The sequence below is a fragment of the Barnesiella sp. B2-R-119 genome, assembly GCF_023656675.1.
GTDB lineage: Bacteria > Bacteroidota > Bacteroidia > Bacteroidales > Barnesiellaceae > Barnesiella > Barnesiella intestinihominis.
The window spans coordinates 1-16,336 of record NZ_JAMOKL010000005.1 but is presented as its reverse complement, the minus strand read 5'-3'; the positions used below and the strand labels follow the sequence as shown (position 1 = coordinate 16,336).

The 16,336-nt window shown below is 43.4% G+C and carries 17 protein-coding genes and 1 tRNA gene; 10 read left to right on the top strand and 8 right to left on the bottom strand.

Annotated elements, in window-relative coordinates; translation table 11 throughout:
* Positions 1–8: 8 nt before the first annotated feature.
* Complete coding sequence (locus NBH06_RS10520; RefSeq protein ID WP_250794247.1) at positions 9–1,034, bottom strand: glycoside hydrolase family 130 protein; 1,026 nt, start codon at positions 1,032–1,034, stop codon at positions 9–11.
* 261 nt (positions 1,035–1,295) lie between these two features.
* Between NBH06_RS10520 and NBH06_RS10515 the strand changes: the two genes are divergently transcribed.
* From NBH06_RS10515 to NBH06_RS10480, 8 genes are all read left to right on the top strand, one after another.
* Complete coding sequence (locus NBH06_RS10515; RefSeq protein ID WP_195331870.1) at positions 1,296–2,165, top strand: AraC family transcriptional regulator; 870 nt, start codon at positions 1,296–1,298, stop codon at positions 2,163–2,165.
* A gap of 448 nt (positions 2,166–2,613) precedes the next feature.
* Positions 2,614–3,897 (top strand): site-specific integrase, encoded by a 1,284-nt coding sequence (locus tag NBH06_RS10510; protein ID WP_007756660.1) that lies wholly within the window; start codon positions 2,614–2,616, stop codon positions 3,895–3,897.
* A 63-nt stretch (positions 3,898–3,960) separates the two neighbouring features.
* Entirely contained in the window at positions 3,961–5,247 is a 1,287-nt protein-coding gene (locus NBH06_RS10505; protein WP_007756662.1) for a PDDEXK nuclease domain-containing protein, read from the top strand.
* A 12-nt stretch (positions 5,248–5,259) separates the two neighbouring features.
* Positions 5,260–6,324 carry a hypothetical protein gene (locus tag NBH06_RS10500; protein ID WP_115485124.1) on the top strand — a complete coding sequence of 355 codons (1,065 nt, stop codon included), beginning with the start codon at positions 5,260–5,262 and terminating at the stop codon, positions 6,322–6,324.
* 221 nt (positions 6,325–6,545) lie between these two features.
* On the top strand, positions 6,546–6,854 hold the full coding sequence (locus tag NBH06_RS10495; protein WP_005654521.1) for a DUF3853 family protein: 309 nt from the start codon (positions 6,546–6,548) through the stop codon (positions 6,852–6,854).
* An 11-nt stretch (positions 6,855–6,865) separates the two neighbouring features.
* Positions 6,866–7,933: an AAA family ATPase gene (locus NBH06_RS10490; protein WP_117589719.1), complete on the top strand. Its 1,068-nt coding sequence runs from the start codon at positions 6,866–6,868 to the stop codon at positions 7,931–7,933.
* Positions 7,934–8,144: 211 nt separating this feature from the next.
* Positions 8,145–9,101, top strand: coding sequence for a toprim domain-containing protein (locus NBH06_RS10485; RefSeq protein ID WP_032839816.1), 957 nt, complete (start codon positions 8,145–8,147; stop codon positions 9,099–9,101).
* A gap of 282 nt (positions 9,102–9,383) precedes the next feature.
* Positions 9,384–10,787 carry a hypothetical protein gene (locus tag NBH06_RS10480; RefSeq protein WP_022210005.1) on the top strand — a complete coding sequence of 468 codons (1,404 nt, stop codon included), beginning with the start codon at positions 9,384–9,386 and terminating at the stop codon, positions 10,785–10,787.
* Positions 10,788–10,933: 146 nt separating this feature from the next.
* Here NBH06_RS10480 and NBH06_RS10475 read toward each other — a convergent pair whose 3' ends face one another.
* The 4 genes from NBH06_RS10475 to NBH06_RS10460 are packed head-to-tail and all read right to left on the bottom strand — an operon-like array spanning position 10,934 to position 13,775.
* Positions 10,934–11,809, bottom strand: coding sequence for a radical SAM mobile pair protein B (locus NBH06_RS10475; protein WP_005924033.1), 876 nt, complete (start codon positions 11,807–11,809; stop codon positions 10,934–10,936).
* Positions 11,806–12,474: a radical SAM mobile pair protein A gene (locus NBH06_RS10470; protein ID WP_005924036.1), complete on the bottom strand. Its 669-nt coding sequence runs from the start codon at positions 12,472–12,474 to the stop codon at positions 11,806–11,808. Before NBH06_RS10470 ends, NBH06_RS10475 begins: the two co-directional genes overlap by 4 nt.
* Positions 12,475–12,497: 23 nt before the next feature.
* Positions 12,498–12,962 carry a cupin domain-containing protein gene (locus NBH06_RS10465; protein ID WP_005924039.1) on the bottom strand — a complete coding sequence of 155 codons (465 nt, stop codon included), beginning with the start codon at positions 12,960–12,962 and terminating at the stop codon, positions 12,498–12,500.
* A gap of 33 nt (positions 12,963–12,995) precedes the next feature.
* Positions 12,996–13,775, bottom strand: a complete 780-nt coding sequence (locus tag NBH06_RS10460; RefSeq protein ID WP_005924041.1) for an MBL fold metallo-hydrolase — start codon at positions 13,773–13,775, stop codon at positions 12,996–12,998.
* Positions 13,776–13,911: 136 nt separating this feature from the next.
* Between NBH06_RS10460 and NBH06_RS10455 the strand changes: the two genes are divergently transcribed.
* Positions 13,912–14,811, top strand: a complete 900-nt coding sequence (locus tag NBH06_RS10455; protein ID WP_250794245.1) for a helix-turn-helix domain-containing protein — start codon at positions 13,912–13,914, stop codon at positions 14,809–14,811.
* A 226-nt stretch (positions 14,812–15,037) separates the two neighbouring features.
* On the opposite strand, the gene NBH06_RS10450 is transcribed toward NBH06_RS10455, so the two are convergent.
* Positions 15,038–15,122 (bottom strand) — tRNA-Ser (locus tag NBH06_RS10450).
* 183 nt (positions 15,123–15,305) lie between these two features.
* On the opposite strand from NBH06_RS10450, the gene NBH06_RS10445 reads away from it, so the two are divergent.
* Positions 15,306–15,449, top strand: a complete 144-nt coding sequence (locus NBH06_RS10445; RefSeq protein WP_195331869.1) for a hypothetical protein — start codon at positions 15,306–15,308, stop codon at positions 15,447–15,449.
* 19 nt (positions 15,450–15,468) lie between these two features.
* On the opposite strand, the gene NBH06_RS10440 is transcribed toward NBH06_RS10445, so the two are convergent.
* Complete coding sequence (locus NBH06_RS10440) at positions 15,469–16,158, bottom strand: HAD family hydrolase (RefSeq protein ID WP_195331868.1); 690 nt, start codon at positions 16,156–16,158, stop codon at positions 15,469–15,471.
* Positions 16,100–16,336 (bottom strand): hypothetical protein (locus NBH06_RS10435; protein WP_250794243.1); only part of this gene is annotated, 237 nt, incomplete at its 5' end. The genes NBH06_RS10440 and NBH06_RS10435, both read right to left, overlap by 59 nt.

The window sequence follows — 16,336 nt, the reverse complement described above, 5'->3', positions numbered from 1 at the left end:
GGGGTATCTTATTTTTTTCTGCTATTCGATTTCACGAAATCGATCAATTCTTGAAAATCACACGTAGCCAAGTTCACCCATTGATCAGAAGCACCATAATAGACATACAAAATATTATCCTTAACTACGGCCCCTGTCGGAAAAACTACCCCCCAACGATATAAACCCTGCGTCTCTTCATACGTTTCCGGTTCAAGAATAAAATCTTTTGTTCTATACAATACCCTTGTCGGATCATTCAAATCGAGAAGAGCGGCGCCAACGCGATAGGTAAAGTTCGCATCTACTCCATGATAAAGCAAAAACCACCCGTCGTCAGTTTTAATAGGAGGAGTATTCCCCCCGATTTTAACCTCCCAATCCTCTTCACCCTTCATCAATAATTTACTCTCGGTATTCCACATCATCAAATCGTCTGAGCTCTTTATCCAGATAGAAGGATAATCGGTTCCATAATTACCGTTTGCATTCACATAATCTTTCGGGCGATGAAGCATCCAATATTTCCCGTTTATTTTCTCCGGGAACAAAATCACATCACGATCGTCCAACGAAGGCTCTGTCAAACGCCCCACTTTCTTAAAATGGAGCATATCTCGCGATACGGCAAGCGCCGTATTACTGATATTCTCCCTCAAACACTTCGGAGCATTCGGATCATGTTCCGGCGCTTCCACCTGATCATAATCAGTCTTCCAATATTGACTAGCAAAATACGGGCGAAAAGCATATGTTACGAAAAACTCACTCCCCATTTTTACGATACGCGGATCTTCGTTTGAACCAGCATCAAACGAATCTTTACCCGGTGAAAAAACTGGCTCTTTCGAAACACGCTTAAAATGGATACCGTCCGTACTTTCTGCCTTGCCTATATATACAAGATGTTCTATATCATTTCCGGCCGCCCTATAAAGCATGTGAAAAACGCCATTATCATATATTACCCCCGGATTACACACAACTAAACTTTCCCAATAATTCTCAGGATTAGGCGACAATATCGGATTACCCTCGTATTTCTTTAATTTCATAATATTTTATATATTTATTTCATCGACAAAATTAAGCGAAATTTCACATCACACTTAATACATTTTAGTCAAATACCTATATTATATTGAATAATATTATGCAATTTTTTATCATAATACATCAAAATACTATTATATAAAACAATATATTTCTATAAATCAAATAATTATAAAATTAAATTATAAATAATAATCATATATATTATCGACAACATTCAAATTATTTTATACATTTGTACTATATATTAAATTGCTCCGATTATGAAAAATATACAACACGAAATCACCCCGATTAATGAAGACGATCTCTTCATTATACTCAATCACCCAAAAGCCGATTTTGATTATCCCATACATTTCCATTCCGATTTCGAACTAAACTTAGTCCTATGGGATTTTGGACGCCGCATTGTAGGAGACTCCATCGAACCTTTCGAAGAGGTCGATTTAGTACTGACCGGCCCCAATGTTCCACACAAATGGGAAGGCAACAATGTCGAGAGCAACCATGTCATCACTATACAATTTCACGAACAGCTCCTAACATTCCCCATTCTTCAAAAACGCATGTTCTCCTCGATAAAAGATATGTTGGAAAAATCGAAAAGAGGAATCCAATTCACAGAAAACAAAAACTCCGATATTGTCAAAAGAATAATCGCCATGACTCAAATGACGGGATTCAACGTTTGTCTCGAATTCTTCGCCCTACTCTATAACCTATCGACCAATCCGCGCCAAAGAATTTTAGCCAGTGGAACCTTCGACAACGATAGCATACTCAGAGATTCAAAAAGCCGGCGAATCGCGAAAATCAACGAGTACATAAACAACAACTACATGAATCCCATCAAATTATGCGATATAGCCCAATTAGTCTCTATGAGTGATTCCGCTCTAAGCCACTTTTTCAAGAAAAGGACAAATCGAAATATTGTAGATTACATTAATGACATACGAATCAGTAATGCCACAAAAATGTTATTCGAGACGACAAATTCCATTAGCGAAATCGCATTCCTATGCGGGTTCAACAACATCTCAAACTTCAACCGTATCTTTAAAAAAAATAAAGGAAAAACGCCCTCGGAATACAGGGAATCGATACAAAAGATTATGATTAAATATTAATAACATCGATCTATAACATTCTTAATCAAAAAAGTCTATACAAATACACAACTTATGAATTCTAAAAAAGATAAGTATAAAAAGAGAATCAGAATAGTGAGATATTCACGGCATTAAATATTATTTCCGAAAGGCTAGCACAAACATTCATTAAAATATTTAATGTCTATATACGAATAATCTCCACTTGAAGAAAGATATAAGATAGATCAAAAGGCAATAAAAAAGTCTCACAAATATTAGACTTGTGAGACTTTCTACTTATTTTAGTATTTAGCGGAGAGAGAGGCTCTCGAACTTATACTTTCACAGAATCTCATAAAACCGCAAACAACTGATAATCAAGTGCAAATTACAACATAGAGTAAAACTAAATGTTTCTAAATGTCTTTTGCTATCTCAATAATTGGGTGTATATTTGGGTGTAGAATTTCAAACGCACCCAATTATGAATATCAAGCGCAACATCATTTTTGCATTGGAGAGCCGGAAAAAGAACGGTGTGCCAATCGTAGAGAACGTACCCATCCGTATGCGTGTCATCTTTGCCAGCCAACGCATCGAGTTTACAACGGGCTACCGGATTGACGTAGCCAAATGGGATGCAGACAAGCAGCGGGTAAAGAACGGATGTACCAACAAGCTAAAGCAGAGTGCAGCCGAAATCAATACGGACTTGCTGAAATACTATGCCGAAATCCAGAATATTTTCAAGGAATTTGAGGTGCAGGAGGTCATGCCAACGACCCAACAGTTGAAGGAAGCTTTCAACATGAGAATGAAAGACACCAGCGAAGAACAGCCGGAAGAAGCCCCTGTCAGCTTTTGGGAGGTATTCGATGAGTTTGTAAAAGAGTGCGGTAACCAGAATAACTGGACGGCATCCACCTATGAAAAATTTGCAGCAGTGAGGAACCACCTCAAAGAGTTCAAGGAGGATGCAACGTTCAACTATTTCGACGAGTTTGGATTGAACGAATACGTCAACTTCCTGCGTGATACCAAGGATATGAGAAACAGCACCATCGGCAAGCAAATGGGATTCCTCAAATGGTTCCTGCGCTGGAGCTTCAAGAAAGGACATCATCAGAACATTGCATACGATACATTCAAACCGAAACTGAAAACCACCTCGAAAAAAGTAATCTTCCTGACTTGGGATGAACTGAACAAGCTGAAAGACTACCAGATACCCAAGGATAAGCAATACCTGGAACGTGTGCGTGATGTTTTCCTGTTCTGCTGCTTTACGAGTTTGCGGTATTCGGATGTTCGCAATCTGAAAAGAAGCGATGTGAAGTCCGACCACATCGAAATAACCACAGTCAAGACTGCCGACAGCCTGACGATTGAACTGAACAAATACAGCAAAGCCATACTGGACAAATACAAGGACATCCATTTCGAGAATTACATGGCTCTGCCCGTCATCAGCAACCAGAAGATGAACGATTACCTGAAAGAGCTGGGCGAACTGGCAGAAATCAACGAGCCTGTACGGGAAACCTACTACAAGGGAAATGAACGTATTGATGAAGTCACACCCAAATACGCTTTGCTCAGTACCCATGCAGGAAGAAGGACATTCATCTGCAATGCGCTGGCTCTCGGAATCCCGGCACAGGTGGTCATGAAATGGACGGGACACAGCGACTACAAAGCTATGAAACCCTACATTGACATAGCGGATGATATTAAGGCAAATGCCATGAACAAGTTTAATCAACTATAAAAGTATCAAACAGTTTCATAGATAGTTATCAATGACTATATTTGTAGAAATTATCATCACAATATGAGCAACAAGGAATCCAACATAGAGAAAACGAATTTTGATGCATTCATACAAGCGGTCGGTTCGGAAATAGAACAGGCACAAGTAAGGCTGATTGTTGCAGCCAATGCACAAATGCTGTTCCATTACTGGAAGATAGGCAATTACATCCTTTATCACCAGCAGCTGCACGGATGGGGAAGCAAAATCATCAAGCAGTTGGCAAAGGCTATCCGACTGCATTACCCTGAAAAGAAAGGCTATTCGGAACGTAACCTTACCTATATGTGCCAGTTTGCAAAAGCATATCCTTTAAGAGCGTTGCAAAGTTTCATAGAAACAGATGCAAGCCTGTCTGTCCCAACCATACAGAGTGTGACCAATGAAGTATTAAAACTGAATGACAAGCAATTTACGCAGGAACTTACTGCGCAAATACAATCGATTGATTGTCAATCATTAGCAATTACGCAGGAAGTTCCTGCGCAATTTGAAGATGTGGGAAAAACCGTGTCTGCCATTTACAGGATGGGAATCAGGGAAATAGAAGAAGTTTTCTTGACCTCTCCTATAGCCAAAATAAACTGGACAAGCCAAATGACTATACTTGACAGTTCGCTACCTTTAGGTCTAAGCTACTGGTACATGAAGCAGTCTGTGGAAATGGGATGGAGCAGCAATGTATTGAAAATGCAAATTGACAGTGATTTGTATAGCCGACAAATCAGCAACAACAAGGTAAACAATTTCACGACCACACTTCCGGCTCCACAAAGCGACCTTGCCAATTACCTACTCAAAGACCCGTACATCTTTGATTTGGCAGGAGCCAAAGAAAAAGCAGACGAAAGGGATATTGAAGAACAGCTGGTGAAACACGTTACCCGCTACCTGTTGGAAATGGGCAACGGTTTTGCCTTCGTTGCCCGGCAGAAGCACTTCCAAGTCGGAAACAGCGATTTCTTTGCCGACCTGATTCTATATTCCATTCCGTTGCACGCATATATTGTCATAGAATTGAAAGCCACTCCTTTCAAGCCGGAATATGCCGGACAACTCAACTTTTACATCAACGTGGTGGATGATAAGTTGAGAGGGGAACACGACAACAAGACCATCGGTCTTTTGTTGTGCAGAGGAAAGGACGAAGTGGTTGCCCAGTATGCCCTTTCCGGCTATGACCAGCCCATCGGCATCAGCGATTACCAATTGAGCAAGGCGATTCCCGAGAAATTGAAATCAGCGTTGCCCAGCGTAGAAGAAGTGGAAGAAGAACTGGCTTCTTTCCTTGACAAGGATCCCCAATAATAAGAGTATGCCATGCAGAAAACGATAACAACCCTCATTCCTCAATACGGGGAGCTGAACAGAATCTGCAAAGATTGGATTGTAAGCCATACTTTCTCTTTTGAAAAGCAGAAATTCATCGTTGATTTCTACTCGAAATGGAGCGATATAAAGGCTTTTGAGCAAGCTATCCTTGAACTGGTGCTGCATACACCGCCAGAACCATGTACCCTGCTGCTGAAAAGTCTGAAAAAGGAAGTCAAAGAATACATACGGCTTTATGAATCTTACCGCCTTCTCCATGACGAAGTGATCATACGTGTATGCTACCAATACGCAGACCGCTACAAGGAAACCATCAAGGAAGAGATGGAAGTGGTAAACAGGCTGCGCAAACCGATGAACGAAGCCAACAACCGCTATGATTCCATTGGCTACCGAGAGCATACACCCGAAGAAGAAAAGCTGGCGGAAAGAGAATATGAGCGTTGCAAGGCTGAATATGAAAGGGAGAAAGCCCAACTGGAGCATCTTTATGAGCAGCAAACCCTTCTCTGGAAAGAAGCCCGGCAATACATGAAAAACCGTTGCGACGACATCTACCTGCTTAGCGTACACTTCATGGGCATCCTGACCAAATATGTACCGGACGAAGAAAGCCAACCGAACGAAGCAGACAGGCAGAGCCGTACAGACAGCCAGCCGGAAGCTGAAACTACAACCGCATCGACTACAGCTACGACTGCCGGATTGCCTGAATATTTCAGCATGAAGCTGATTTCCCTAATTCATGAAGTTTGTGCAGGGGAACAGTTTGAAGACATTACCGCACCGGATTTCTATGCCTGCATGAATCTGCATCCCTGCCAGTGCGTACTGAAAATAAAGCCAAGGGAAAAGATACGGGTATGCTATCTGATTTCCCTGATGAGGGAGCAGTTGCCGGGGCAGGATAAGGACAAATGGAAGGAAGCCATCCTGAAACACCTGGATATTGATGAAGACTATTACAAGTCCAAGTACAGGGAACCCGTTTCCGATTTACCCAGTATTCCCAACCAAAAGTTCGCCAAGGAAATGGACGGAATATTCCGATAACCCGTGATATTCCAATATATTTTACGACATGACCACTTATACCACTCAAAATAATTTTTGAGTGGTATTTTTATTTCTTGATATTCAGCGATATAACAGAACAATCCATATCTATCATCCACATACTTACCACTCAAAACCCTACCTAATTTTGCATCGTTCGAGAACAGAAGAAACAGCCTGTGCGCAGGGCTATTGTCAAACAAGTAATCATACGGACGATGAACAACCTCAAAGAACTGTTAGTGAAACCCGTCTGGCAGATGACAGGCGAAGAGTTCCTTTTTCTAAGCAGACACGCTTCGGTACAGGCAGAGGCGCAACCGCAGCCGACCACCGACACGGAAAGAAAGTACGTGTACGGCATACTCGGCATAGCCAAGCTTTTCGGGTGCAGCCTGCCCACAGCCAACCGCATCAAGAAAAGCGGAAAGATAGACAAAGCCATTACCCAGATTGGACGCAAGATTATCGTGGATGCGGAACTGGCGCTGGAACTGGCTGGCAAGAAAACCGGAGGACGCAGATAAAGGAGGTGATTATGGACTATATAAAAGAAATATCACCCGAACAAGCCGTTATCCTCTGGCAGGAATCCCGGCTAAGTCTGTCAAGATGCTACGAAAAAGCCCCCGAAATTCTGAAAGTACACGGCTCTGTCATCGGGACGCTGGGCAATTTCAGCGCATCCATCGGCAAAGCCAAGAGCAAGAAAACCTTCAATGTATCGGCTATCGTAGCCGCTGCATTGAAGAACGGTACCGTGTTACGATATGCGGCTGAACTGCCCGAGGAAAAGCGGAAAGTGCTTTATATAGATACGGAGCAAAGCCCCTACCACTGCCTGAAAGTGATGAAGCGGATCCTGCGGATGGCAGGATTGCCCGATGACAGGGACAGCGGTTATCTGGAGTTTCTCGCTTTGAGAAAATACACCCCGGAACAGCGCATCAGCATTGTAGAACAGGCTATCTACCACTCACCGGATATTGGGCTGGTCATCATAGACGGCATCCGGGATATGGTGTACGACATCAACAGCCCCGGTGAATCCACCCGCATCATATCCAAGCTGATGCAGTGGACGGACGACAGGCAGATTCATATCCATACGATACTGCATCAGAACAAGGGGGATGAGAACGCAAGAGGGCACATTGGTACGGAACTGAACAACAAGGCGGAAACAGTCCTGCTGGTGGAAAAGGACAAGGGGAACAGCGACATCAGCCATGTTTCCGCCATGCACATCCGGGCGATGGATTTCGAGCCTTTTGCATTCTGCATCAACGACAGAGCCCTGCCCGAACTTGCGGAAGGCTACAAGCCGGAAGCAAGGAAGCCGGGAAGACCCTCGGTGGAAAAGTTTGACCCTTACAAGGATATTTCAGAACCGCAGCACCGTGCCGCACTGGAAGACGCTTTTGCACTGAAAGAGGAATACGGCTACAAGGAGCTGGAAGACACCTTAATCAGGACTTATCTGGCAGAAGGGGTTAGACTGAATCACCAGAATGCAGTGGCGCTTATCACCATGCTGCGCAACAAACGGATGATAGTGCAGGAAAACGGCAGGAAGTATTCCTTCAAGCCCGATTACCACTATTAGCCGACAATCCCGAAAATCGCTTCACTTTATTCCCGTATCCTATATATACGACAATTTAGTGAAGTGATTTCAGAAACAGACAAATCACTTCACTTTATTCCGGGGGTCTATATATTAGGAGTTTAGTGAAGTGATTGTACTGACCGCATACTTTTAAGAGTTGCGGGCAAAAAGAGAAATAATCAAAGCACTCACTAAAAACGATTTCCTTATGAACATCGAGACTGCAAAACAAATCAATCTGGCTGACTACCTGCACAGCCTGGGGTATTCACCCGTCAAACAGCAGGGTATCAACCTTTGGTACAAATCTCCCTTGAGGGAAGAAACAGAGGCTTCCTTCAAAGTGAACACCGAACGCAACCAGTGGTACGACTTCGGTTTAGGGAAAGGGGGCGGTATCATTGAACTGGCTGCACACCTGTATGCTACCGACCATGTACCTTACCTGCTGGAGCGGATTGCGGAACAGACACCGCATGTACACCCGGTATCTTTCTCTTTTGGCAAGCAGGACTCTTTCGGTCCGAGCTTCCAACAGCTGGAGATAGTACCGCTATCGTCTCCTGCCCTGCTTTCCTATTTACAAGGTAGAGGAATAAATCTGGAACTGGCAAAAAGAGAATGTAGTGAAGCCCGTTACACCCACAACGGCAAGCGTTACTTTGCCATTGCCTTCCCTAACGGTTCGGGTGGGTTTGAGGTTCGTAACCCCTATTTCAAGGGCTGCATCGCCCCCAAGGAAATCTCCCACATCAGACAGTCGGGAAAAGCAAGGACTGCCTGCTATGTGTTCGAGGGTTTCATGGACTACCTTTCCTTTCTGACATTGAGACAAGAGAGCTGCCCAAATTATCCGGAATTGGACGGGCAGGACTATATTGTATTGAACTCCGTATCGAATGTGAACAAGGCTCTCTATCCGTTGGGCAATTACGAACGCATCCACTGCTTTTTCGACAACGACCATGCAGGAATGGAAGCACTCCGGCAAATCCGCATGGAATACGGCAGAGACCGGTACATCCGGGACGCTTCGCAGATTTACAGCGGATGCAAGGACTTGAACGAATACTTACAGAAACAGGTTGAAAGAAAAAGGCAGCTCCAGTCCGCCAAAGGGGTGCGCAGCCAATCACCGGAGAAGAAGAGCGGCTTCCGGTTATAGCCCACTATAACTACACGCTCCGCTTTCGTAGTTGTGGGCTCTCCCGAGGGGATTAGGGCTTTGCCCTAATGACCCACTCAGGGCGTTTCACCCCTGAGAACCCCGAGCAAAGAGTGACCCTCTCTTTGCAATCTCCGCTTATGGGTTACCCCTAAGAAATCTCGTGCAAATGAGAGCAGAGGCAAACTTGCTTGACCTATGCCGAATGCAGCCGAGATTCATAAAATAACCCCTCTGCGAAAGCGAGCAAAGTAAATTAATTGTAAACAAAGAAAAGAAGCTATGGCAACAAAATCAAGCATACACATCAAGCCTTGCAACATCGCATCGAGCGAGGCACACAACCGAAGGACTGCCGAGTATATGCGTAATATCGGGGAGTCCAGAATCTATGTCGTTCCCGAACTTTCCACCGATAACGAACAGTGGATAAATCCCGACTTCGGCACTCCCGAACTGCGAACTCATTATGACAATATCAAGCAAATGGTCAAGGAAAAGACCGGACGTGCCATGCAGGAAAAGGAAAGGGAACGCAAGGGAAAGAATGGAAAGATTATCAAGGTGGCGGGATGCTCACCCATCCGTGAAGGAGTATTGCTTATCAGACCGGACACCACACTGGCTGATGTACGCAAATTCGGTGAAGAGTGCCAAAGACGCTGGGGCATCACTCCGCTACAGATTTTCCTGCATAAAGACGAAGGGCATTGGCTGAACGGTCAGCCGGAAGCGGAAGACAAAGAGAGCTTCCAAATAGGAAGCAGATGGTTCAAGCCGAACTATCATGCTCATATCGTATTCGACTGGATGAACCACGAAACCGGGAAGAGCCGAAAGCTCAATGACGAGGATATGGCAACCATGCAGACCCTTGCTTCCGATATTCTGCTAATGGAACGTGGGCAGACAAAAGCTGTCACAGGTAAAGAGCATCTGGAACGAAACGATTTCATCATTGAGAAGCAGAAAGCCGAACTGCAACGTATAGAAGAAACCAAGCGACACAAGGAGCAACAGGTAAGCCTTGCCGAACAGGAACTCAAACAGGTAAAAGCTGAGATACGTACAGACAAACTCAAAAGTGCAGCTACCGATGTAGCCACTGCCATAACCAGCAGCGTAGGTTCTCTTTTCGGAAGCGGTAAGTTGAAAGAACTGGAACATAACATCGAGCAGCTACATCAGGAGATTGCCAACCGGGACAAAGCTACTGATGAATTAAAAATTCAGATGCAACAAATGCAGGAACAGCACGGCAGACAAATACGCAATCTTCAAGGAATACATAATAAAGAGATTGAAGCTAAAGACAAAGAAATATCACGGCTAAACACCCTGCTTGAAAAGGCATTATGCTGGTTCCCATTACTCAAAGAAATGCTGAGAATGGAAAAATTATGCTATGTCACTGGTTTTACCAAGGGGATGGTTGATTCTCTTTTATACAAAAAGGAAGCTCTCAGATGTAGTGGAAAAATCTATTCCGAAGAATATAGACAGAGATTTGAAACAAAAAATGTAATTTTCAAAATTGAACGAAGCCCGATCGATAAGAATAAATTGATGCTGACTATAAACCAACAGCCAATCAGCGAATGGTTCAAAGAACAATGGGAGAAGTTACAGCAGCATCTGCGTAACTCAGTGCAGAAAGAACAAAAATCCAGAGGATTCAGGATGTAATATAGAGAAGTACAATTCATCATGGATTGTACTTCTATCGTAATATATAGTACAAAATCTAAGTTGTCTAACTATTCTAAAGTAAAATAAGCAATAAAAGAATATCTTATTCACTATTAATATACCATATTGTCAATATCTTTCCCTCATTTAGTCAATCGTATCTTTTCGTGGTAGAAATAATTTACGATAACCGGCTTGCCTTTTTCCGAGCGCCCGTAAGGCAAATCATTTATTCTATATGGAAACCCCTGTGCCTTGGCGTATTGGGAAATGTCCTGTTCCAATGCCTGCCAGTAATCAAGCCTCTTTTTGTTGTATATTTCTTCGTATAACGGAAAGAGGTCGGGATGCTTCTCACGGATATACGTCATTATCCCTCCCTTGAACTGCCCGCGCAGATTCAGGTTTTCGAGCCATATCAAATCGGCATATCCTTTCACTTTCTCGATAATCGCCTTCATATCGGTTATTCCGGGGAATATGGGCGATACAAAACACACGGTACGGATGCCCGCCTCATAGACCTGACGCATTGCGTTCAGACGACGTTCTATGCTCACGGCATTGTCCATATCCGTACGAAAACGCTCGTCAAGCGTATTGACCGACCATGACACCGTTACTTTGGGAAAACGCTTCAACAGGTCGAGGTCGCGCAGGACAAGGTCGGACTTAGTGCATATCATAATCTCGGCGTTGCTCCCACGCAGCTCTTCGAGCAGCCTGTGGGTACGGCAAAATTGCTCCTCATACGGGTTGTAACCATCCGTCACGGAACCTATCACAATGCGCTCTCCGTCATATTTGTGCGGATTGGCTATCGGTTTCCAGTTCTTCACGTCCAGAAATGCACCCCACGGTTCTGTATGCCCGGTGAATCGTTTCATAAACGATGCGTAGCAATACTTACAGGCGTGGGGGCAGCCCACGTAAGGGTTGACCGAATATCCTCCGACCGGCAGTGAGGATTTGGTCATAACGCTCTGTACGTCTATTTCTTTGATTATTTCGGTATTCATTGTAAGCGTTTTGTAAATTGTTCCGGCAGTTCCTGAATCATCCTTTCTTCGCCCATTATAGGCAGCAAATCCTCTTTCATAAACACGGGGACGCCCTGTGTTTGGGCTTGGTCGGCAATGTGAAGCACCCATTCGGGACGGGAATCCACTTTGCCTTTCCGATGTCCGGTCTCCGTACCTATGACAATCCAGTCGATACCCTCGAAATCTATATCGCCGATTTCATCGAAAATAGGTTCGAAAGTGACATGGTAGTGCTTGGCCTTGATATTTCTTTTCAAATCGTCTAGCCGCTTTTTTTCGGAATTGCGCGTGACGGTCACGCCCATCCATACATTCTCGTCATCTGTAGAGAAACTGATCTTGTCCGGACATTTCGTAAGGAATATATAAGCGTGTTGCGGATTGCTTTTCATTCGTCTGAATATTTCCGCATTCCATTCAGGCTTCCAATCGGAGAAATCGCTCATTCCGGTCATCAGCCATACGTGAGGCTTGGGCGTGTCGATGATACGCAGCTTTCGCACCATATATTCCGGTACGGAGAAGTCGTCCGTAATATGGAAACGGCGGCAGTTGTTACGGGCATAGCAGTAGCTGCACCCGATGGAGCAGCCTACCACTATGTTCATATTCTTTATCAGGGATTTTATACAGATAGTCATCTGCTTAGAGTTCCTTTTTAGAATCATTTCGGAGAGACTTTCCATTTTACCGGTTCTTTCAGTATGATTCCGTCAGTGGCATCCTCCTGTGAGAATGTATTGCTGCAATATTGTATGCAGAGCATGAGGAGCGGAGTCGTTCCGTTGTTACGGACACTTCGTTTTCCTGCAGGAGATACCCTGACAACGCTACCTTCTTCCACTGGGAACACTGTTCCGTCTACTTGAAATTCACCTTTACCGGAGAGGAAAAAATAAAGTTCCTCATGACTCTTGTGACTATGCAGAAATCCGGTTTCTGTACCCGGGGCGAATGACTGGAAAGAAAACTCGCTTCCCGTAGTTCCGAGAGCGGTGCTGCAGAATACTTTTCCGGGAATTTTCACATCCGGGCCAAGCTGAAGTTCGTATTCATTCAGTTCATTCAACTTACCGACACTGATCGCGGCGAAATTCTGTTCTACCGCGATTTTCCTAATCTTTTTCATCTTTCTAATATTTTGAAATGATTGTTTATACAGTTATTTAAGTGTTATGCTTTCTCCGTCTTCCGGTATAATCAGTCGGCTCATATCCGTCCCGTGATGGCGAGCTTCGTTGCGAAGGATGGCACGGGTGGTCTGGCAATGATCGATGGCATCCATGTGTACGGTAATCAGCTTGATGTGTGGGGGGAGTGTGTCAAGCATCGCCATTACTTCCTGTTCATTGGGGATGATACAACCGTCCGTCTTAGAGAATTCGGGGAATACCGCACCGCCACTGTTCACCACAATATAATTAGGACGATACTTTTCCACGGTAGCAAGAGTACATTCTTCCCATTTGCAATCGCCCATGATATAAATAGTCGGAAGCCCTTCGGACATCAGCACATAGCCCGAAACAGGTCCCATCATCTGGCCTATCTGACCGAAACCGTGATGGCCAATAGCACGGTGGATGGTCAGATGACCTAAGGTTATGCTCTCTTCAATCGCTTCTACATTTGAGAAACCATCTTTCAGGATGGCGGCCTTATCTTGTGGCTGGGTGTAGAAAGGAATGTCTTTCGGCAAATGCTGCTTTACACTTGGTTCGTAATGGTCGATGTGGTTGTGGGTGAGCAGTACCATATCAACACCTTCAGTAATGTCGCTAATAGGCATTACGAGATGTACCCTCGGATTCTTATATACACCGAGAGCTGATTGCAGGGTTCCTTTGTCGGCAAATACGGGGTCAATAAGAATGGTATGTCCTGCATAGTTGATTTTCAAGGTGGCACTGCGTACCAACCGAATAATTGCTTTTTCGTTCATGATGTTATGTTTTGTATTATTTTTCGGGTACAAAGTTCGAAAGGATATCCCAATGTCTCTATGCCTTAAAAACAGGAATATATGCCATTTTGATAAAAGAATGATGTATATTTGCAAAAAGCAAAAAACAAGAGTGATGAAAGCTATAATCAATCCCGAAAGACTTGTAAGCGTTCCGTTCAATAAAACGCAATGTGGCGTAGACTTCTACATTAACACAGGCGAAAGCAAGGACATCTGTGGTGTCTTGACCGAGCATAAGGCGTTTAAGACAGATTTTTTCAGCTTCTATTTCTTTCGTCGTGCCAATGGATATTTGTTGCTGAACTTCCGAAAAGTGGAGTTACGGGATGGTATGGTGCTGCTTTTGTCGCCGCACCAGCAACAGGAATGGCACGTGAACGAGGTAGAACTAGATTACACTTTTCTTATTTTCCGCGAAGACTTTATGCGCACGTTCATTGCTGACAAGTTCTTCGTATATCGGCTGTTGTATTATTATCAGACTGATACACCGCCCTACTTGTTTGCCGAGCCGGAGGAGCTGACGGAATATATGCGCCTCTTAAAAAAGATAAAACAAGAACTACAACATCCTGTGGTAGACACTTACAACCTCATTGTGTCAGTGCTTTATTATCTACTGGTAATTATCAACCGGGCATACGCTCAAACTTATCGTCTACCTGTCGAAGTGCCAAAAAACAATTACGCATTCAAATTCAAGTACTTACTCGAAAAACATATCCGAACGACACAGCGCGTTCAAGAATATGCTGATATGCTTCGGGTAAGTCGTATCACCTTGAATAATTCTGTCATGGCGCAATTTGGTGTATCAGCCATTCACTTACTCAAGCAACGTCTTTTGGAAGAGCTGAAAAATGAGCTACTGTTCTCCAATCTGAATGTGAGCCAACTGGCAGACGAGTTCCACTTTTCCGACCCCAGTCACCTCATGCGTTTTTTCAAAAAAGAAACAGGCAAGACTTTTACCCAATATCTAATGAATTACAAAAGAGGAATATATGAATAGAAATTTCATATTTGGCAAATGAATTCCATATTTAAGATATTTATTTTTTTGAATAACTATATTTTTCGTCATAAAGGTTCATTCTGCCAGTCCATAGAAATACCAATCGCTTTGTAATTGACATTCTTTTGAAGAATCTTAAAAAATACAAAAACACCCAATTTTACATTCTTGGGTGTAAAAAAGGGTGTAAATCTCGCAAATGCTTGATTTACACCCTTTATTGCGGAGAGAGAGGGATTCGAACCCCCGGAACCTCTCAGTTCAACGGTTTTCAAGACCGCCGCAATCGACCACTCTGCCATCTCTCCATAGTCGACTTCTCTATTTGAGCGGTGCAAAGATACGACTTATATTCGAAAAATAAAAAAGATTTCATATTTTTTCTATCGACACCTCACTCTTAACAGTACACTTCTCTCATAAATACTCAAAATAGCTCCTATTTCAATAAATGTGTCACCCTTCTCTGCTCATCTAGTACGATAGAGAAGGTGGCACACAGAGACGAAGTGATTAGAAAATACCAACAATTACTATTACGTTCCTACGTTTTACATCGCAGACGAAAAGGAGAGGGCGGTATCTATCCCAACGAAGTCGAAGCTATCTTCAAAAAGGCTTTGGTACAAGAATAAGGTTCAATCGAAATCACCATCAAAGGTAATTTGTTATATCTTCGATATGATTTAATTGGATAAAGTTCCTGTATTCTACCTTTCCCTCATATTGCTCGTATGCCCAAGTGACATGATGGGGTACATGAACGGCATAACCTCCGAGTTCCAATACAGGAATGATATCGGATTTTATTGAATTTCCTATCATGAGAAATTTCTCAGGGGAACATTCCAATTTATCAAGTAGCTTTTTATAGTCTGCCTTTTTCTTATCGCTCATTATTTCTATATGGGTAAAATATTCTTGCAACCCGGAATTTGCAATTTTTCTTTGTTGGTCAAACAGGTCGCCCTTAGTCGCTAACACCAATTTATATTTCCCTTGAAATGCAGATAAAACCTCTTTTACTCCATTCAGCAATGTAACCGGCCTTTGCAAAAGCTCTTGACCCAATTCAATGATTTTGTCTACAAGACCGATATTTCCTTCTCCTTCCGTCACTTTACAAATTGTCTCAATCATACTAAGCATCATGCTTTTCAATCCATAGCCATACATATGGAGATTTTTCATTTCCACTTTAAATAAATCTTCCGATATAGATGACGACATCTGATAGGGACTGAGGAGATTACAAAATTCCTTTTCAAATTCTTGAAAATACAATTCATTCTCCCAAAGCGTGTCGTCGGCATCGAAAGCTATGTATTCGATCGTTTTTTTCATAGGTCATTTTCTTTATCGTAATAATCGGATAATTTCCCCACCGTTTCATCTGCCCCTCCGTCTTTTGGATAGGAGCGGGGGTTGCGAGTCCTATATACAAAAAGAGAAAGCCGAAGGGGTTCCCCTCTCCGGCTTTCTCTCCTATAAGTTGGCGGCTACCTACTCTCCCACTTGCGCA